At 61.5% G+C, this 17,754-nt stretch carries 18 protein-coding genes; 10 read left to right on the top strand and 8 right to left on the bottom strand.

The features are described from left to right. Window positions 1-184: 184 nt before the first annotated feature. The 3 genes from PSV05_RS07735 to PSV05_RS07725 all read left to right on the top strand — a co-directional run bounded on the left by PSV05_RS07735 (window position 185) and on the right by PSV05_RS07725 (window position 2,956). Window positions 185-1,462: a phosphatase domain-containing protein gene (locus tag PSV05_RS07735; RefSeq protein WP_300063802.1), complete on the top strand. Its 1,278-nt coding sequence runs from the start codon at window positions 185-187 to the stop codon at window positions 1,460-1,462. 37 nt (window positions 1,463-1,499) lie between these two features. Continuing rightward, entirely contained in the window at window positions 1,500-2,405 is a 906-nt protein-coding gene (locus tag PSV05_RS07730) for a formate/nitrite transporter family protein (protein ID WP_300063800.1), read from the top strand. A 68-nt stretch (window positions 2,406-2,473) separates the two neighbouring features. Then, on the top strand, window positions 2,474-2,956 hold the full coding sequence (locus PSV05_RS07725) for a pyridoxamine 5'-phosphate oxidase family protein (protein WP_300063798.1): 483 nt from the start codon (window positions 2,474-2,476) through the stop codon (window positions 2,954-2,956). Between the two features lie 208 nt (window positions 2,957-3,164). On the opposite strand, the gene PSV05_RS07720 is transcribed toward PSV05_RS07725, so the two are convergent. Continuing rightward, window positions 3,165-4,703: a M20/M25/M40 family metallo-hydrolase gene (locus PSV05_RS07720; protein ID WP_300063797.1), complete on the bottom strand. Its 1,539-nt coding sequence runs from the start codon at window positions 4,701-4,703 to the stop codon at window positions 3,165-3,167. Window positions 4,704-4,734: 31 nt separating this feature from the next. On the opposite strand from PSV05_RS07720, the gene PSV05_RS07715 reads away from it, so the two are divergent. From PSV05_RS07715 to PSV05_RS07705, 3 genes are read left to right on the top strand one after another with little or no spacing between them, the layout of a single operon-like run. After that, on the top strand, window positions 4,735-5,886 hold the full coding sequence (locus PSV05_RS07715) for an SPFH domain-containing protein (protein ID WP_300065394.1): 1,152 nt from the start codon (window positions 4,735-4,737) through the stop codon (window positions 5,884-5,886). A 22-nt stretch (window positions 5,887-5,908) separates the two neighbouring features. Then, window positions 5,909-7,210 (top strand): TFIIB-type zinc ribbon-containing protein, encoded by a 1,302-nt coding sequence (locus PSV05_RS07710; protein ID WP_300063796.1) that lies wholly within the window; start codon window positions 5,909-5,911, stop codon window positions 7,208-7,210. Then, complete coding sequence (locus tag PSV05_RS07705) at window positions 7,207-7,473, top strand: hypothetical protein (protein ID WP_300063795.1); 267 nt, start codon at window positions 7,207-7,209, stop codon at window positions 7,471-7,473. The genes PSV05_RS07710 and PSV05_RS07705 overlap by 4 nt, the downstream gene beginning before the upstream one ends. An 89-nt stretch (window positions 7,474-7,562) precedes the next feature. Here the strand turns inward: PSV05_RS07705 and PSV05_RS07700 are convergent, their stop codons facing one another. Then, a complete protein-coding gene (locus PSV05_RS07700; protein ID WP_300063794.1) occupies window positions 7,563-8,324 on the bottom strand; it encodes a hypothetical protein in 762 nt (253 codons plus the stop codon). Window positions 8,325-8,402: 78 nt separating this feature from the next. On the opposite strand from PSV05_RS07700, the gene PSV05_RS07695 reads away from it, so the two are divergent. The 3 genes from PSV05_RS07695 to PSV05_RS07685 are packed head-to-tail and all read left to right on the top strand — an operon-like array spanning window position 8,403 to window position 11,334. Next, entirely contained in the window at window positions 8,403-9,401 is a 999-nt protein-coding gene (locus tag PSV05_RS07695) for an NAD(P)H-quinone oxidoreductase (RefSeq protein WP_300065392.1), read from the top strand. Then, window positions 9,395-10,528 (top strand): FAD-dependent oxidoreductase, encoded by a 1,134-nt coding sequence (locus PSV05_RS07690; RefSeq protein WP_300063793.1) that lies wholly within the window; start codon window positions 9,395-9,397, stop codon window positions 10,526-10,528. Before PSV05_RS07695 ends, PSV05_RS07690 begins: the two co-directional genes overlap by 7 nt. 47 nt (window positions 10,529-10,575) lie before the next feature. Then, complete coding sequence (locus tag PSV05_RS07685; protein ID WP_300063792.1) at window positions 10,576-11,334, top strand: hypothetical protein; 759 nt, start codon at window positions 10,576-10,578, stop codon at window positions 11,332-11,334. 138 nt (window positions 11,335-11,472) lie between these two features. Here PSV05_RS07685 and PSV05_RS07680 read toward each other — a convergent pair whose 3' ends face one another. The 3 genes from PSV05_RS07680 to PSV05_RS07670 all read right to left on the bottom strand — a co-directional run bounded on the left by PSV05_RS07680 (window position 11,473) and on the right by PSV05_RS07670 (window position 14,587). Beyond that, window positions 11,473-12,228 (bottom strand): class I SAM-dependent methyltransferase, encoded by a 756-nt coding sequence (locus PSV05_RS07680; protein WP_300063791.1) that lies wholly within the window; start codon window positions 12,226-12,228, stop codon window positions 11,473-11,475. A gap of 195 nt (window positions 12,229-12,423) precedes the next feature. Further along, the gene (locus PSV05_RS07675; protein ID WP_300063790.1) at window positions 12,424-14,076 is read right to left on the bottom strand and encodes a PA domain-containing protein; all 1,653 of its coding nucleotides are present in this window, start codon (window positions 14,074-14,076) and stop codon (window positions 12,424-12,426) included. Continuing rightward, the gene (locus PSV05_RS07670; RefSeq protein WP_300063789.1) at window positions 14,069-14,587 is read right to left on the bottom strand and encodes a hypothetical protein; all 519 of its coding nucleotides are present in this window, start codon (window positions 14,585-14,587) and stop codon (window positions 14,069-14,071) included. The genes PSV05_RS07675 and PSV05_RS07670 overlap by 8 nt, the downstream gene beginning before the upstream one ends. 122 nt (window positions 14,588-14,709) lie before the next feature. Here PSV05_RS07670 and PSV05_RS07665 point away from each other — a divergent pair, with 122 nt between their 5' ends. Continuing rightward, complete coding sequence (locus PSV05_RS07665; protein ID WP_300063788.1) at window positions 14,710-15,105, top strand: hypothetical protein; 396 nt, start codon at window positions 14,710-14,712, stop codon at window positions 15,103-15,105. Window positions 15,106-15,294: 189 nt separating this feature from the next. Here the strand turns inward: PSV05_RS07665 and PSV05_RS07660 are convergent, their stop codons facing one another. The 3 genes from PSV05_RS07660 to PSV05_RS07650 all read right to left on the bottom strand — a co-directional run bounded on the left by PSV05_RS07660 (window position 15,295) and on the right by PSV05_RS07650 (window position 17,742). Further along, window positions 15,295-15,891: a hypothetical protein gene (locus tag PSV05_RS07660; protein WP_300063787.1), complete on the bottom strand. Its 597-nt coding sequence runs from the start codon at window positions 15,889-15,891 to the stop codon at window positions 15,295-15,297. A gap of 106 nt (window positions 15,892-15,997) precedes the next feature. Beyond that, window positions 15,998-17,167, bottom strand: a complete 1,170-nt coding sequence (locus tag PSV05_RS07655; RefSeq protein ID WP_300063786.1) for a hypothetical protein — start codon at window positions 17,165-17,167, stop codon at window positions 15,998-16,000. Between the two features lie 143 nt (window positions 17,168-17,310). After that, window positions 17,311-17,742 (bottom strand): VWA domain-containing protein, encoded by a 432-nt coding sequence (locus PSV05_RS07650; RefSeq protein ID WP_300063785.1) that lies wholly within the window; start codon window positions 17,740-17,742, stop codon window positions 17,311-17,313. Window positions 17,743-17,754: the final 12 nt, after the last annotated feature.

The raw sequence follows: 17,754 nt of genomic DNA, 5'->3' as shown, positions 1-17,754 counted from the left end.
TACCCATGCTTAGGCCGTCGCCCAGGCACACCCATGCCGCTCCGCTGTCATGAATGCCGTCTACGCTGTGCTAAACCCCATTCCCTTCGGTTGCTTCGTCGCAGCGCTGGTGTTTGACGTGGTCTATACCAACAGCACGTAGATCATGTGAACCAAGGCTGCTGCCTGGCTGATCACGATTGGCTTGCTGGAGGCCATCCTGCCGCGCCTCATAAACCTGGCGCAGGTACGGATCACCTTGTGGCGCTTGTCGAGCTCCGCCGAGCACATCGACTTCTGGCTCAACGCTGCCGCGATTGACACCGCCATCTTCAATGCCTTCGTGCATAGCCGCGACGCGTATGCCGTGGTGCCCGCGGGGCAATGGCTGTCATTGCTGACCGTCGCCCTGATCGCCTTGGGCCATGTCATCACCGCGACTGGCGTCGAGCTTGCCGGCCGTGTGCTGGCCAGCCCCCCCATGGGCGGACCACAGGATGATGATGGCTGGTGGGACAACCTGCTCAATACCTACCGTCGCTTCGATGCTGAAGACGCCCCGGGCATCGCGCTGCACGCGCGTTTCCGCAATGTGAGCGCGCAGACGGTGACCGATGCAGAAGGTTTCTATCGTGTTCGCCTGGAGACCGATAACGCAACAAGCGATGCGCTCTGGGAAAACGCCAGCGTATCGCTTGCGGATGGCAGCCTGTTGACGCCGCAACCGGTGCTGCAGGTCGGCCCCGATGCGCAGTTCGGCGTGATCTCCGACATCGACGATACCGTCCTGCAAAGCAGCATCCTTGACTGGAAAACCGCCGCGCAACTGACCTTCCTGCACAACGCCCGTACCCGCAAGCCCCTGCTCGGGGTTGCGGCGCTTTACCAGGCATTGCAACTGGGTACGCGGGGCAAGGTCGCCAATCCGATCTTCTACGTATCCAATTCACCCTGGAACCTGTATGACCTGCTGGATGATTTCCTCGAGCTCAACGGCATTCCATACGGTCCGATCTCACTGCGGCGTCTCGGGTTGCGCGAGCACGAGATCCTCGGCCCCGGCGGTGGGCAGAAATTCGAGCGCGTGCGCCATCTGCTGCAGCGCTACCCCACCCTACGCTGGGTATTGCTGGACGACTCAGGCCAGGCGGACGCCGAGGTCTACAGCCGGATTGCGCATGAATACGGCGAGCGCGTCATCGCGATATACATCCGCGATGTCGACTTGGAGACGCAGACCGCCCGCGATATCTTCGTTGAAAGTTTCGTCGAAAAGCTGAGCAGTACAAAGGTGCCGATGTTGCTGGCAGGCGACAGCTTGGTCATTGCGCAGCATGCACTGGGTGCGGGGTTGATCGCCGCCGACGCCATTGATGCCATCACCCACGAGGTCAAGCGCGACCAGCAGCGCGCCACCCAAGGTGAAGCCTCGTTGGATGCGATCAAGGATGACGTCAAGGACACGATGACAGTCAATCAATGAAGGCAAACAAGAATGTGCCAGCTGGAGACAAACACGCATGCACAGCAATAAGCAGGCCGACGAGCACGAGAAAGAGCAGGCCGACGAGCAGGAAGAAGCGGTGGTCCGGAAAAACCTCGAAGAGGCGTCCGGCAGCGGATTCTCCCTGTCCGACCATGAGCACGAGACAGTGGAGGACAGCAGCCCGCCGCGCGCGGCGGTGCTGCACGAGATCATCCGCCGCCGCGGCCAGGAGGAGCTGTCGCGCGGAGTCGCGGCACTCGCCTGGTCGGCGCTGGCCGCCGGCTTGTCGATGGGTTTTTCATTCGTGGCACGGGCCGTGCTGCACCGCTACGTGCAGGATGTTCCTGCGGGATTCCTGATCGAAGGCTTCGGCTATACCTTCGGCTTCATCGTGGTGATCATTGCCCGCCAGCAACTATTCACCGAAAACACGCTGACCGTGGTCTTGCCGGTCATGACCGCACCCAGCTGGCGCAAGTTCGGCCGCCTGTTCCGGCTGTGGGGCGTGGTGCTGGCCGGTAATCTGCTCGGGGTTACGCTGTTTGCACTTGGACTGCTGCACCTGCATCAGTTCGATGCCGCCACGCAGGCGTCGTTTGTCGACATCGGTCGGGAGCTGATGCATAACACGCCCTTCGAGATGTTCACCAAAGGCGTGCTCGCGGGCTGGATCATCGCGATGATGGTCTGGATGATGGCCGCCACCGAACAGTCGCGACTGCTGATCATCATCCTCTGCACCTACCTGATCGCGATCGGTGGCTTCACCCATATCGTCGTCGGCTCCGCCGAAGCGATGTACATGGTGTTTGCCGGCCAGATCTCGCTGGCTGATGCGGTATTGCGCTTCGCCCTGCCCACGCTTGCCGGCAACGTGGTCGGCGGCAGCCTGATTTTTGCCCTGATCAGCCACGCACAGGTGCGCAGTGACGTTCGCTAGGCGACATGACCTGTCCCTCACTCCGGATGCGCTACAACACCACTCTTCACCCCGCACGGACGATGACGATGACCACGCACAAGGAACTCAAGGCGAAATTTTGGGAGGCCCTGGACAAGGAACGCACCGCTATGCTGGGCTGCAGCGGTGTCTACCCAAAGCCGATGACGGCCCAGGTCGAGGAAGGCAATGGCCCGATGTGGTTCTTCACCGCACGCGAAAACGATCTTGCCGAAGCCACCACGCGCAAGCCGCAGCAGGGCCTGCTGCTGTTCACCAGCAAGGGCCATGACCTTTTCGCCACCGTCGGCGGCAGCTTGCGCCAGGACAACGACCGCAAGGTGATCGATCGCCTGTGGAATCCCTTCGTCGCTGCTTGGTACACCGGCAAGGACGACCCCAAGCTGCGCCTGTTGCGCTTCGACCCGGACACGGCGGAAATCTGGCAGAACTCCTCAAGCTTGCTGGCTGGCATCAAGATGCTTGTCGGCATTGATCCCAAGAACGATTACCAAGACGACGTGGCGAAGGTTCGCATGGGCAAGGGCTGACACGCGGCGGTTCCAGGCGCTTCGCCAGCCTGGACTTGGCTAACTCGCAAAAGGGTACTTGGCTTCGCTCCTGATGATCGATTGCATCTGCATGCTTTGCAAAACGACCTCGAACGGCGCTTGCACATGGCTTTTGCTGGTGGTCGGCCCAATTGCCACGCAATAGGTCGTCCCCGAAACCCGTGTTGGAGTCGGCTTTGTTGTTCGATTACTCCGCCAACGCCTTGACCAGGTCGAACAGGTAATCGCGGCCGACGCAGACCGCGCGCACCTCGAGCCGTTCGTTGAGGCCGTGGACGCCGTTACCGTCGGGATCGCCCCACGCACCGGGCACGCCGTAGGTCGGGATTCCCACCGCCGACAGGTAGAGCCCGTCGGTTGCGCCGGTCGATATCGACGGGATCACCGGCACGCCGGGGAAGTACTTCGCGCTCAGCGTTTCCATCGGGCCGATGATGGCCGGGTCGAGCGGGGGCGACGTGGCCAGTGGCTTGTCCTTGCGCGCCTGCTCGATCGAGATGGCCGGATTGCCGATGACCCTGGCCAGTTGCTCCTGAATCTCGGTTGGCGTATGGCCGGGGAAGATGCGGCAATTGACATTGGCATCGACCCGCTGCGGCAACGCATTGAGCGCATGGCCGCCGTCGATCATCGTCGCCACGCAGGTCGTGCGCAGCATCGAATGTAAGCCCTTGTCTGTATTGACCATAGCGGCTGCCTTGGCATCGTTGGGGTCCTTCACCAGCGCCACCATCGCCGCCCCCATCGCGCCCTTGCGCGCGGCGCCAGCGCGCGCGAAGAACACGCGGGTGGTGTCGTTGAACTCGGCCGGGAACTCGTGCTCGCGGATTTTCAGCAGCGCGTCGGATATCGCGTAGAGCGCGTTTTCGCGCACCGGCTGCGAGCTGTGCCCGCCGGGGTTGGTGGCGACGAGCTTGTAGTCCTGATAGATCTTCTCGCCGACCTGGATCGACTGCGCGACGATGTGGCCGTTGCCGTCGGTGTCCCCGCCGCCGCCTTCGTTGAGCGCAAAGGCCGCGTCGATCAGCTCGCGCTTGTTGTTGGCGAGGTACTGCGCACCGTTGAACGCGGTGTCGGTCTCCTCGCCACAGGTCAGCGCCATCTTGACCGTGCGCTTGGGCTTGTAGCCGCCCTGTTTGAAGCGAATCAACATATCGGCCCAGGTTGCCGCCATCATCTTGTCGTCGGCTATGCCGCGCGCGTAGTAGTAGCCATTCTCCTCGATCAGGGTGAACGGGTCGCGCACCCAGTCGGCGCGCTTGGCCGCGACCACGTCGATATGGGCCAGCAGCAGGATCGACTTGAGGGCCTTGGACGTGCCGGGATAGACGGCAACGATTCCGCCCTCCTTCGGGTGATCGGGCACCGAGAACAACGTGACCTGGTCGTCGGCAAAGCCCGCTGCCTTCAATCGCGTCGCGATTTGTGCGGCGGCCTGGGTGCAGTTGCCGTTGGTGACCGTGGTGTCGGTTTCGACTAGTTCCTTGTAGAGCTTGAAGAATTGTTGCTGGTCGGGACGCAGCGCGTCCATCGTGCCGGTCGGCACCTGTGCCGCCACCGGACCCGCCACGAGCGCTGCTGCAGCGAGCGCAAGAACTGCTGACTTCATGACCATCTCCTCTTGAGTTGTGCCCCAGATGCGATTCTTGCAGAAATTGCCCCGTGCACCACTTTTTGTCCGGCTGCGCCGCCGGGGAACGTATAGTTCATAGGGAATGGCGGGCACGGTGCGCGCCCACGAATCACGGAGAGATGTGATGGGTCTTATTCAGGCAGTAACAGGTGCGGTCGGCGGCATGCTCGGCGACCAGTGGAAGGACTTCTACACGGTTCCGGCCGGGTTGCCGTCGACGGCGGCGCTGTTCGCCGCGGTGCCCCACGGCACCAATGCCGGACGCGGTTCGAATACGAGCGCTTCCTCGAACATCATCACCAATGGTTCGAAGATCGTGGTTCCCGAAGGTTACGGGCTGCTGCTGTTCCAGGATGGCGCGATCACCGGCTTCGCTGCGGAGGCAGGCGGCTACGAATGGCGATCAGACGACCTCAACTCGAAGTCGATCTTCTCGGGCGATGGCCTTGTCGATTCGCTCATCAAGCAGAGTTGGGAGCGTTTCAAGTTCGGCGGCCAGCCGGGTTCGCAGCAGGCCGCCTTCTTCGTCTCGCTGAAGGAACTGCCGGACAACCGCTTCGGTACGCAGTCCGAAATCTACTGGGACGACGGCTTCCTGAACACCCAGGTCGGCGCGGTCACGCGCGGCTCCTACACGATGAAGATCGTCGATCCGATCCTGTTCGTGAAGAACTTCGTGCCTGCAACGTATCTGCAACCCGGCCAGGTCTTCGATTTCACTGACATCGACAATGCCGCCGCCAGCCAGCTCTTCAACGAAGTGGTGGGTTCGCTCGCACCGGCTTTCAGCCTGTACACGAATGATCCGAGCAAGGGCAATCGCATCACCAAGCTCCAGCAGGATTCAGTCGGCTTTGCCAAGAGCCTGTCCGACGCGGTGGAGAATGCCTATCAGTGGAAGTCCGATCGTGGTCTGGCCATCGTCAAGACCGCCATCATTTCCATCGAATACGACCCGAACACGCGGGAACTGCTCAAGACCGTGCAGCGCGCCGACGCGTTGTCCGGTTCGCGCGGCAATTCCAATTTGCAGGCCAGCGTTGCCGCGGGCGTCCAGTCAGCGGGCGAGACCGGCGGAGCGGCGGGCGTCATGGGCATTGGCATGGCGACGGGCATGCTCGGCGGCATCGGCAGTTTGCAGCAGCCGGTTGCGCCGGCCGCGCCAGCTGCCGACGATCCGATCGCCAAATTGAAGAAGGCCAAGGAGATGCTTGATCTCGGCCTGATCACCCAGGCCGATTACGACGCAGCAAAAACCAAAGCGCTCGGTCTCTAAGTCGCGTACCGCGCAACTACCCATGTCGAACGCCAATAGTCCGCCGCCACCAACCGGCCCCGGGTCGCCGCTGGACGTGCCGCCGCCACCGGGCAGTTTCCCGATCGACCCGGCCACCCTGCCTGAACCGATCCGCGACGAAGTATTGGCGCCCGACCCGGTTGCCATCGATACAGCCGCCGACGAACTCAAGGACGGCCTCAACCGCTGCCCGAAATGCGGCTCGACCGAAATCCGGCAGAAACCCGGCACCGACTTGCTGATCTGCCTGTTCTGCCGCAACGAATGGCACGGCGAGAGTGTCGAAGAGGCATTCGGGCTCGGCGAGGGCATCGACCAGCTCAAGGGCACGATCATCGCGTCCGGGGCGCAGGATATCGCCGCCGACGCCGCCAGTCTGATGACCTTCAAGTGCACCGCCTGCGGCGCTGAGGTGACCGTCAATACCGAAAGCGCGATGACCGCGCGGTGCCACTGGTGCCGCCACGTCTTCGGCGTCAACGAGCAGGTGGCGAACGGTGCGGTGCCAGATGCCGTACTGCCCTTCCACATCAAGAAGGACGACGCGGTCGCGCGCATCCGCCAGTTCGTGGATAAGCGGCGTTTGTTTGCGCTGAAGGCGTTCAAGGAACAGTTCACGCCCGAAAACGTCATCGCCGTCTACTTGCCTTACATGATCGTCGATGGCAACACGAGCGTCGACGTCGTCGGCGAAGGCGAAATCGAGACGCGCCGTTATACCGAAGGCAGCGGGGACAAGAAGAAGACCTACTACGATGCCGACGTGTACAAGGTGGAACGGCACGTGGACTTCACCGTGGACGACCTGCCGCTGGAGTCCTCCACCGAACGCGGCAACCTGGACACGCGCACCAACACCAACAACATCATCAACACGATCCTGCCATTCGACACCAAGAATGCGGTGAAGTGGAATGCGTCCTACCTGATGGGCATCACTTCGGAGAAGCGCAACCAGGACGTTGAACACCTGCGGCCGCGCCTTGAAGACCAGTTGCTGTCGATCGCCCGTTGTGAAGTCGAAGCATCGGTCGGTCGCTACGACCGCGGAGTGCGCTGGCAGCAGGAACGCCTCAGCGTACACGGCACTCGCTGGGTGTCGATGTATCTGCCAGTATGGCTTTATTCGTACCACCAGCCGGGCAGCAACGGCGGCCTGCTGCATTACATCGCGGTGAACGGTCGCACCGGCGAGACCATGGGCAGCGTGCCGGTGCAGCAGTGGAAGCTGCTGCTGGCCGCGCTCACCGTCGGCAGCTTTCTCGAAGTCATTGCACTCTGGATCGTGGGGAACTCGTCATGAGCGACGATGGCGGACTAGCGATACTCCTGCTCGGCCCGGCCGGCGCAACGGGGCTGTATTGGGCCTTGTACCGCTATTACCGCAACACCGACAAATCGCACGCGTTCGAGCACGAAACCGCCGTCGAGGCCAAGCCGGTGACCGGCTCCGACCAGGACATGAAGGTAGACGAGGTGAAGGGCACAAGGGAGACACGCATACGTGGCGACAACGTGCGTGAGTACCGCAAGCGGGTGCAGCGTGACCAGAGCGACACCAGCTGACTAACCCGGGTCAGGCAACATTTCGCCGATGCAGGCTCCCTTGGCGGTGCGTTACAGACAGACATGGGTCTCTGAATCCTCTGGGCCTCTTAGCCATAGCTCGCGCGATGGCGGTCGAGCGTACTCCTCACTTTTTCGAGTGCCAACGCCACTTCCTCTTCAAATCCACCCGTAGGCATCGTTCGGACGGCGGAATGCGCCGCGCATACGATGCGCGTGTCGGCCCAGTCCGCGGCAAGCGCACGCGCCCACGCTGCGTATGCGTCCGCCGCGCCGGCCTCTGCCTGCAGCGCTCGCCCCAACATCGGGTGCATGCGCAATGACGACACCGGAAACACACGACGCAGAAACCCGGGTGCAGCGATCACGTTGAACGTGTCGTCCACATGGACAATACCCGTCTGCCGATGTCGCACCAGCACGGACGCCACGTGCACGCGCTCGTCAGCAGACACGAAGTCCACGCCGTCGGGCACGGACAGGTCAAACAGATCCGCCAGCGGATGGTCATCATTCCACTCCTCCACGGGCTCCCTACTCCACGGCAACGCCGGGGCCAGCTTGTGGTGACGGGCCGTGCCGTGCAGTGTCGCGCCCGGAAACAGCCGATGCGTGGCCTCCACGTGCAGGGTGTGGAACGGGTGCACGTTCACCACCGCACTCACCCGCTCGCCGTTATCGGTGAGCTTCATGACCGAGGCGCGCTTGGATTCATCCAGGCCGCAGCCATCGATCACTACAAAACGACCATCACTGCGCTGGACCAGGGACATCTGCGTGCCGATGTCGAGTATCCCGCCAACGCGGTGCACACCACGGATGTTCCAGAATGTGTCAGCAAGTTTTTCCATGAGCGCAGGATAGGCGGTAGGCGTTAAGGCGCGGTGGACCCTTTTTTAACTCAATCTGACGGAGGCGATATGGCCAGTATGCAAGCCATCGAAATCACCCAGCCCGGAGCGGCGGACGTACTGCAACTCACCAAGCGCAGCATCCCCCGGCCCGGGCCGGGAGACGTGCTGATCAAAGTGGCGGCGTCCGGGATCAATCGACCGGATGTGTTCCAGCGCCAAGGCAACTACGCGCCGCCACCTGGCGCTTCGGATCTGCCCGGGCTGGAGGTCGCCGGTGAATTGGTCGAGGGGGATTTCGGGAGCGACAATCCGTTCGGTCTCAAGCAAGGTGACGCCGTCTGTGCGTTGCTCACGGGTGGGGGATATGCCGAATACGCCGTGGCACCACTGCTGCAGTGCCTGCCGGTACCCAAGGCCCTGACCTTGGTCGAAGCCGCTGCGCTGCCGGAGAACTACTTCACCGTATGGAGCAACGTGTTCAATCGCGGACGCCTGTGCAGCACTGTTGGCGGCATGCCTGAATCCCTGTTGGTGCAAGGCGGATCAAGCGGCATCGGCGTCACCGCCATCCAGTTGGCGCATGCGTTCGGTCACCAGGTATTCGCAACTGCGGGCACTGCGGACAAATGCGCGGCTTGCCAAAAACTGGGCGCACACGCCATCAACTACCGCGAGCAGGATTTCGTCGAGGAAGTGAAAAAGCACACGAACGGCCGCGGCGTGGACGTGATCCTCGACATGGTCGCCGGCAACTACGTGCCGCGCGAGTTGGAGCTACTTGCCGAAGATGGCCGCTTGGTGTTCATTGCCACCTTGGGCGGCAAGCATGCCGACATCGATGCATCGCTGATCATGCGACGACGGCTGACCCTGACCGGTTCCACGCTGCGCGCCCGGCCCATCGCGTTCAAGGCTGCGCTGGCCAGGCAATTGCATGAGCACGTATGGCCGCTGCTGGAATCGGGCAAGGTCAAGCCAGTCATCTATAAAGTCTTCCCTGCGCGCGAAGCGGCCAAGGCGCATGCGCTGATGGAGAGCAGCGAGCATATCGGGAAGATAATGTTGGAATGGTAAGCAGGAACGCACGCATCGCCATCGTCGGCGCCGGATTGAGCGGGCTGTATGCCGCTTCGCTGCTGGAGCGCCGTGGCATCCGGGACTACGTGCTGCTGGAAGCGCGCGATGTGCTTGGCGGCCGCATCGCGTCCTTCAGCGCATTGGGTCACGCGGCGACGGCGGACGCCATCGATCGCTTCGACCTGGGACCGACGTGGTTCTGGCCCGGCTACCAGCGCGAGTTGAACCAGCTCGTCAATGCCCTGGGCCTGGAACAATTCGAGCAATTCGAGACCGGCGACATGCTGGTGGAGCGCTTGTCCGACGAGCCGCCCACTCGTACGCGTGGCTATGTGAGCTCGCCGGCATCGATGCGCCTGATTGGCGGCATGGGCGCACTGATCGACGCACTGCGTCGCGCGCTGGAGCCGGCACGCATCCTCACCGGCCAGACTGTGCGCCGTCTGCGCAGCGTGGATGCGCATGTCGAGTTGGACAGCGAAGACGCCGCCGGCCGCGTCACGACCTGGCGTGTCGAGCATGTGCTGCTGGCGTTGCCGCCGCGCCTGGCCGAGGACCGTATCGAATTCATGCCGGCCTTGCCGCAGGCGCTGGCCCGGCAATGGCGCGGGACGGCGACGTGGATGGCGCCCCATGCCAAGTACATCGCCATCTACGACACCCCGTTCTGGCGCGAGCAGGGCCTGTCCGGCGAGGCCCGCAGCGCACGCGGCCCGCTGGGCGAGATCCACGACGCTTGCATGCCCGGCGGAAGTGCTGCGCTGTTCGGCTTCTTCGGTGTGCCTTCGCGCGTTCGCAAGAACGTCCCCGAGGACGTGTTGCGCACGCACTGCCGCGCGCAGTTCACGCGCCTGTTCGGGCCGCAAGCATCGGCGCCCCGCGCGGAGGTCATCAAAGACTGGGCGCAGGACCCCTACACGGCCACCGCCGCCGATGTCGACGTAGCGGCCCATCACGGCGAGCCCCCCGCAGCCACGGCCGAATCCGGCCCGTGGCACGGACGCATGACCGGCATCGCCAGCGAGTGGTCGCCGCAGTTTCCGGGCTACGTCGCCGGCGCCATCGAAGCCGCGGACCTCGGCGTGCAGGCCGCCCTGGGCGCCATCAGGTTGACACCCCGGTAACCCCTTGCGGCGCATGTTGGGTCAATCTCACCGATTGGAGCACTCCGATGACAAACCCACGCCTGCCACGCAACTTCATTTCACGAACCCACTTGTACCTGGCGCTGCTGGCGACGCTGGCTCTGGGCGCCACCGCATCGGCTGCGGACAACGGCGACATATTCCAGCAGATGGACGCCAACAAGGATGGCCGGATCTCGGCCCAGGAGCATATCAAGGGCGCCGCGGCGAACTTCGCGCGCATGGACGCCAACAAGGACGGCCAGCTGATGGGCGACGAGATGATGCACATGCGCCGCGCGATGATGGATACGCACGCCATGCAAGGCCCCGGCCACCAGATGACGATGATGGATGCCAACCACGACGGCGAGATCACTGCGGCCGAGCACGCGGCCGGCGCGGCGGCGATGTTCGCGCGCATGGACACCAACCATGACGGCCGGCTCAAGGGCGATGAACTCAATCACGGCATGGGCGGCATGCGCGGACCGGACGGCCATCCAGGGATGGGCAATGCGCATGGCGGGCAGCACGTGATGATGGACATGGACGATGCATCGAAGCAGGCGATGCACCACGATACGGACCACGATGCAATGAAGCCGGGCGGTATGGCGCATGACGGGATGGGCTATGGCGGCATGGGCGGCATGATGGATGCCAACCACGACGGCAAGATCACCGCGAAGGAACACGCGGCCGCTGCATCGGCGATGTTCGCCAGGATCGACGCCAACCACGACGGCTATGTGACGCGCGCCGAGTTCGATGCCGGTACGAAGGTCATGCCAGGCGCGCACTGATTCCCGCGCACTTAGCAAGAGGCCGCCCCCGGGGCGGCCTTTTTTATGCAGGACAAAATATGGTCAGGTTCATTTACAAAATAAATGCACCTGACCCCATTCTTGGAATTTTCCCTGCCACCATTTTTCGGTGCGGCTTCACACGGCCTCGCGCCGATCAAAAACCGCCAGGATGCAACGGCGACCGGAGCCGTGGAAACCCATGCTGTCGATCATGTGAATCTCGCATGCGCCATGGCGCAGAAACGTTTCCTCGGTGATCACCGAGAGGTGCCCGGGGCTCAGTTCGACTTCGTTGTACGGCGCATACAGGAACGCAAATCCGCGGCAGGCGCGCAGGACATCATTGATCATCTGCGTCGGATCGTCGAGGTGTTCGATCACATGGCTGCAGACAACAAAGTCCCAATGCCTGGAAGGCAATGCCGCCGACGCAAGCACCTGGTAATTCACATGTGGGTAGTGCATCGCGACCCAGCGCTGCCGCCATGGCACGTGATCCACAGCTTCGACGCGCAGGCGCGACCAGATCAGATTGTCACTGTGGAGCTGCGCCAATAGGTGGGTTCCAGCGGCGGAACCCGCACCGACATCGAGCACGCCAAGCTCATCGGAACGATCATAGTGCCGCACCATCTTGTCATGCAGGAACGGCAGCAGGTCGGCCATGAACTGGATTGACTGCGCACCCGAGGCATATTCGAATTTGCGTCGGTCCGGCTGCGAGTTTTTCGGGTTGGCCTGGAACACGGCATCTTTCATCGCCTCGGTCATCGCGTGCCATTCCGCGCTGAAACGGCGGAAATCCTGCCCATCCAGTGCCTCCACGGAAGGCATCAGCGCGCGCACGCGTGCCAACCCGTCGATCAACGCATTCGCCTGGTCCATGCTCATGTGCCCTTCGCCGCCTCCGCCGCTTGCAGCTTGCCTATCATCCGGAGCACGCGATCAGTCTCCCAGTCGTCTTTCGTATTGTGGATATTAGCCTAGACGCCGCAGCTTGCAGACCTTCTCCTGCCTGCGGGGTGGTGCCCCATAAAAAACCGGCGCCCTGAGGCGCCGGCTGAAAGTATTATTTACTTGATTGAATCAAGGCGTATTGAGCACTGCGCACTTTAATACCTGGCTGAACTCGACACTATTGATGAGCCCTTCTCGGCGCATCTGGTCACCTCGCACGGTCATGCATTTGCTGTAGAGCAACTTGTTGCCCTTCGCCTGCGTGGCGCAAATACCGCTCCATGCTGCAACATTGGCACCAATGATCAAACCGCCGTCGGTAACCGCGTCCACGGATGTATCGCACTTCCCGATCTTGCTGTTGCCCGGGTTGAGCTGCCAACCGATATCCGCGAAGATCGCCGGCGTCACGTCGACGCTGTATTGCGACTGGACATCCGGACTATCGAATGGCTCCATCAGCGCGTTAGGCGTCGCTGCAGTATCGACGTGCGAGAAGGTCGAGCCGCCCGCAACCGTGGTGGGAGAATACAACCGGAGCCGCCCGGCATTGTCGGCACCGGCCAGGAAGTTCGGGTCGAGGATCACACCTCCGGTCGCGGGTGCGCCGGACTTGATACGGCTGCCATCTGCCTGCGACACCATGACGCTTGGAATCGTCACAGTGATCGGTGGAACGCCGCCCATGTCGATCACCCCCGGCGCGTTGTTGGCAATCACCACGCCAATGGCACCACTGCTTTGTGCATTGGCCGCCTTCACCGCAAATCCGCATACGCCACGGTCCATCAGTGCGACCTTGCCGACTATCGCCGCGGCATTGACAAACGGCAACTCGCAGCCGTCGGTTACCGATCCACCTGCAACGCCATCATTGACAACGACAATCTGATTCGAGGTGAAATTGGACGGCGATGCGCGGGGACCGAACGACGTTGCAAACCCAACCTCGTACGACCCAGCGGCTGCCACGGGAGCAGTGACCCGCAGCGAGTTGCGATTGTCCAGAATCAACGCCGCATCGGCATTGGTGCGCGTGCCCGACCACACCGTGCGGCCCGGGGATTTCATCGCCAAAGCACGCTCGGCATTGGTCATCTGCTCGAAGTTCTTGTTCAACACGTTGTCGTAGGCATAGCGGGTATAGCTGTCCGAATACCCGGCATACAGGGCGCCCGTGGTCTTGCTCAGGAAACCAGACATGCCGAGTCCGTGCCCGATTTCATGCATCACGACATTCAGGAAATTGATCGACCCTGCCGGGGTCTTGCCATCTACGCCGTAATACCAGTTCGATCCTGGCAGGCAGCTAGGCTTGCCGAGATCGCCATTGAACTGGGAAAAGATGTCCGCTGGATCGGTCGGATCCTGATTGAGCAACACGCTGAGATCCTGCCCGATGAGCGAGTCGGCCAACGCCGCCGGATAAATGCGGGTAACTCCGGCTTCGGTCAACAGGTAGATCCAGTTTGCGCCGGCTTGCCCCAGGACTCCGGTGGTTGCGGTGCAGGTCAGCGGGGCAAACGATGCGTAAATCTTGATTTGCACCGGGCTCTGCACCACAGCACCCCACGTATCCATGGCGAACTGATAGGCGATCCGACGTTGCTCGCCGACTGTGCGGCCCGGATTGCCGCCTACTACTGGCGCGGGCGTGGTGTCGTTCAGACCCACGCCTGCAGGATCGACGTTGAGGAGGGTGATGTCTGCCGCCGTAGCGGTGCCGCTCAACCCGCAAAGACCGGCGACGACCATCGCTACAGCAAGAATCGACTTATTCACTGGCAGGCTCCTCGACATTGATTGCAGCACCAGGATCGGAACCATCAGAGTGCTGGACGGTCAGCGTGCCATCTGCATTCCGCGTCACCTGGATGGAGCTCATCATGTCGGCGGTGGGTTTGAACCCGGTGATTCCGTTCACGGTTTTCGCGTTCGAAAGCGACTCCTCGATCGTCACCGGCAAAGCAGTCGGTCCCATGGCGCTTGCGGAACGCTTGCCCACTTTGGCCTGTGCCCGCGCAGTCGCCAGCTGGCGGCTCTGGACATCGAGCGCGCTGCTCTCGGCTTCGGTCATTGCGCGGCGTTTGCCGGTCACCGGATCAATGGCAATCTTGAGCGAACTGGTTTGCGGAGCGACAACCTGCGGCGCCACTGGGTCAGCGGCTAGCGCCGAGCCCATGACTAGCAGCCCTGATACCAGCAACCAGGGTGTGGATTTCATCCTCATTTCTTTCTTTCCCTTCAGAAATTGTGTGCAAACGAATCCGCTGATCGCATCGCTTGCGACCAAGTCAGATCGACCCCTGCTGATATCGGATCCGTTCCAGCCCCCCCCCATACCAGCTGCCGGAGTGTGCTTGGTAAAGACGCCAGACTCAACTGTTTAATCATGCAGATTCGTGGCGTGCACCGATGATCCGCATCTCGCTGATCGCCCCGAACATTCGCACGCACCGCACCAAGATGATTTCAGCTCTTTTAATTGATGCCGTGGATGGACCAATAAAGGCGCAGCAATGCTGCAAAGCAGCATACTTTCGACCGCAAATACGAACGCTTTCGAAGTCCATCAGGTCGGCAATTACAGCCTACGACAGTGACGGCGGCAACGTGATCATTGTTAACGACCACCACGGCAATACTTCCTTCTTGGATTCGATCTCCAGCTATTCGGCGGTTGCCAGCTATGGCTGCACAGACTACAAGAGCGTGGTCGGCTCCAAGACGGCAGCGGCCGCTGGCACGAACTTCGCAGCGGGACCCCACCTGCATCGCCTCGGGTTACGCCGGCACGCCGCAGCCCAGTAGCCGATCATCAGCAAACGTCGCCTGCCAAATTTTGCGGGCATACGGACATAAAGAGGCCGATCCCCGGAATCGGATTTTTCTTTGGAGCAAAACAAGCGACAACGTTCATGCTGACCGCAAGCGTGCGAAGTTGATCCAGAACGACTCTGTCTTGAGTTTCCAGACCGTTTTTTCTCCCGATGACTGCATTTACTTCAGCTGATTCTCGGCCTGGGCGCAACGATCTTCAGCGGGCTGGCTAGTGAGCGCATTGAACATGCGTGTCGCGCTTCTGCAATTGTCAGGTATTGGCTGTTGCCCCAGGTTGCGCAGGCATGTGGTATCTAATTTTTCGGCTAGCGCATTGCACGTGGGCCCGGCGCCGTTCTCGGCATGCATGCCGGTATCCTTGCGCTGTCGTTTCTTCTGCAATGACTTCAGGTAGCTGGCACACACCGACTCGGCCACCTTGGCATTGCTGGTCTCCGAGCCGGCGTCAAACAGCGCTCCTGCTGCCTGCGTTTGCACCATATCCACTGCAATCAACTGGCTGTCGCACGACATGTCCAGACCTCGTGTAATGCTGTCCAGACACACTTTACGTACCTCGGCCATATAGGCCTTGCAGTTGCCGCCACGGTTACTGTCGGTTGCGGTGCCTGCTTGTGCCGAGTTGCTGACCGCAGGCGCTATGCCATCGCCATCGCCTGCGCTACATCCGGCAAAGACAAACAGCGAAAGGATCAGGCTTGCAAAAAAAAAGTACAGCCTCATGGGAATCCCCAGGGAAGAGTAGACGTCCACCATGCCAGAGAGGCAGATCAATTGCACAGAACCCGCAGGGAATTAAGCAAGCTTAATTCCCTGCGCCATTTTGTCGGTTAAGTGGCCATGCGCACTCCACATCCACAGATCAAGGACTGACCGTGATGGTCTTGCGCGCAAGCACAGTGCCTCCCTGGTTCTGGATGTAGCGCACTTCGTAGTCACCGGCTTCGGCCGGCATCAGCAGCTGCAGCGGCTGGCCCTTTTTGGTGTAGGTGTAATTGGCGTACTTGTTGCCGGCCGCGTCCACCTTGGCGACCGAAATGTAGTCGCCCTTGTAATCGGGCCCGGTCCAGCTCACTTTCACGGTTGAGCCGGCTGCGGCGGTGCCGGGGGCCTCGACACTAGCCTTCACGGCGGTCACCTTGATCGGCTCTTGCGCCAGTACCGTGGCACCCTGATGCTGGATGTAGCGCACTTCGTAGTCACCGGGCTCGTCCGGCATCAGCAACTGCAGCGGGTGACCTTTTTTGGTGTAGGTGTAATTGGCGTACTTGTTGCCGGCCGCGTCGATCTTGGCGACCGAAATGTAGTCGTTATTATAATCGGGCCCGGCCCAGTTCACAGCCAACATGGAGCCGGCCACCGCTGTGGCGGGGACATCCAGGGTGGCCTGGATGTCGGTGACGCCAATAGCCCGGCGCGCAAGCACGGTCTTGGTCTTGTGGTTGACGTACCGGATCTCATAGCCACCGGCGCCGGCAGGGAGCAGCAGCTCGAGAGGATTGCCTCGTACTGTATAGGCGTAGTTTTCATATTTGTTGCCGGGCGAATCAGGCTTCGCGACGGCGATGTAATCATTTTTTTCATCCGGCCCTTGCCAAGTCACCCGAATCTTGGACCCGGCGGCTGCGCTGTCCGGCGCCTTCACGCTGGCTGTGAGCTCGACCACGATCGGCAGCGTCAGTCGCGCGTTGCCGCCGGCATCAATTTGGCCATCGGCAGTCGCGCCATCGGACACGCGACGGACGCTGACATCATGCACACCGCGCGGAAGCTCAAGCTGTGCGGTACCGGTTTCATCGGACGTATAGATGACTTTGCCGGTTACGCCATGACGCACGGTCCAAATCAGCCCCTTTTTGATCAACGGACCGCCATCCTGGTCGGTAGCCTTCAGTATGGCTTCGACCATCTCCGGCACCGGTGCTGCCTTAGGCTCAGGCGCAGGCTTTTCAGCGCTTACCTGTGACAGTGCGTCGCGCAATTCAGCGGCATCGTCCGCTTCAAGAAAGCGCCCTCCGGTCGCCTTCGCCATACAACGCAACTGATCCTTGGCGCCGGCCTCTTTGTTACCCAGGCCAAAGCCGATGGTATGTACGGTCAGGCCAATGCCGAGCTTCTCCAGCTTGGTGGCAACCGCACATGGATCGGCCTTGCAAGTTTCCTTGCCGTCGGAAATCAGGATGACAGTGGCTTTTTTTCGGTAAATTTCAGCTCGTCGGCCGCATGTTCTACCGCCGCAGTCATCGGTGTCATGCCCTTGGGGTCGATGCCGGCGATGGCCTTGCTGATCGCAGCGCGGTCGGTGCCCACCGGCACCAGCGTCTGGATATCCGTGCAGTCGCCCTTGCGGCGATGGCCGTACGCCACTAGCCCCAGCCGCTGTTCCGGCGGCAGGTCCTTGAGCAGGCCCTGCACTACATCGCGTGCGATGGTGATCTTGGGAACGCCATCGATCTGGCCCCACATGGATCCGGATGCGTCAAACACCAGGATCGTGTCGCCTGCATTGGTACTGGCTTTGCCACTGGCAGTATTGTCCTGGGGCTGTGCGGCAATTGCGCTGCCGGCAAAACACACAAGCATTCCAAACATGATTGATCGAAGCATGAAGTTTCCTCC

It is taken from the genome of Thermomonas sp., assembly GCF_029945965.1.
Classification (GTDB): domain Bacteria; phylum Pseudomonadota; class Gammaproteobacteria; order Xanthomonadales; family Xanthomonadaceae; genus Thermomonas.
Note: the sequence above shows the minus strand (reverse complement) of the source record. Positions and strands in the feature narration are given on the sequence as shown.

Coding starts and splice junctions, on each gene's coding strand:
- PSV05_RS07730 (WP_300063800.1), top strand. CDS start 1,500: ATGCACAGCAATAAGCAGGCCGACGAGCACGAGAAAGAGCAGGCCGAC.
- PSV05_RS07725 (WP_300063798.1), top strand. CDS start 2,474: ATGACCACGCACAAGGAACTCAAGGCGAAATTTTGGGAGGCCCTGGAC.
- PSV05_RS07715 (WP_300065394.1), top strand. CDS start 4,735: ATGGGTCTTATTCAGGCAGTAACAGGTGCGGTCGGCGGCATGCTCGGC.
- PSV05_RS07710 (WP_300063796.1), top strand. CDS start 5,909: ATGTCGAACGCCAATAGTCCGCCGCCACCAACCGGCCCCGGGTCGCCG.
- PSV05_RS07705 (WP_300063795.1), top strand. CDS start 7,207: ATGAGCGACGATGGCGGACTAGCGATACTCCTGCTCGGCCCGGCCGGC.
- PSV05_RS07700 (WP_300063794.1), bottom strand. CDS start 8,324: ATGGAAAAACTTGCTGACACATTCTGGAACATCCGTGGTGTGCACCGC.
- PSV05_RS07695 (WP_300065392.1), top strand. CDS start 8,403: ATGCAAGCCATCGAAATCACCCAGCCCGGAGCGGCGGACGTACTGCAA.
- PSV05_RS07690 (WP_300063793.1), top strand. CDS start 9,395: ATGGTAAGCAGGAACGCACGCATCGCCATCGTCGGCGCCGGATTGAGC.
- PSV05_RS07685 (WP_300063792.1), top strand. CDS start 10,576: ATGACAAACCCACGCCTGCCACGCAACTTCATTTCACGAACCCACTTG.
- PSV05_RS07680 (WP_300063791.1), bottom strand. CDS start 12,228: ATGAGCATGGACCAGGCGAATGCGTTGATCGACGGGTTGGCACGCGTG.
- PSV05_RS07665 (WP_300063788.1), top strand. CDS start 14,710: ATGATCCGCATCTCGCTGATCGCCCCGAACATTCGCACGCACCGCACC.
- PSV05_RS07660 (WP_300063787.1), bottom strand. CDS start 15,891: ATGGTGGACGTCTACTCTTCCCTGGGGATTCCCATGAGGCTGTACTTT.
- PSV05_RS07655 (WP_300063786.1), bottom strand. CDS start 17,167: ATGGCGAAGGCGACCGGAGGGCGCTTTCTTGAAGCGGACGATGCCGCT.
- PSV05_RS07650 (WP_300063785.1), bottom strand. CDS start 17,742: ATGCTTCGATCAATCATGTTTGGAATGCTTGTGTGTTTTGCCGGCAGC.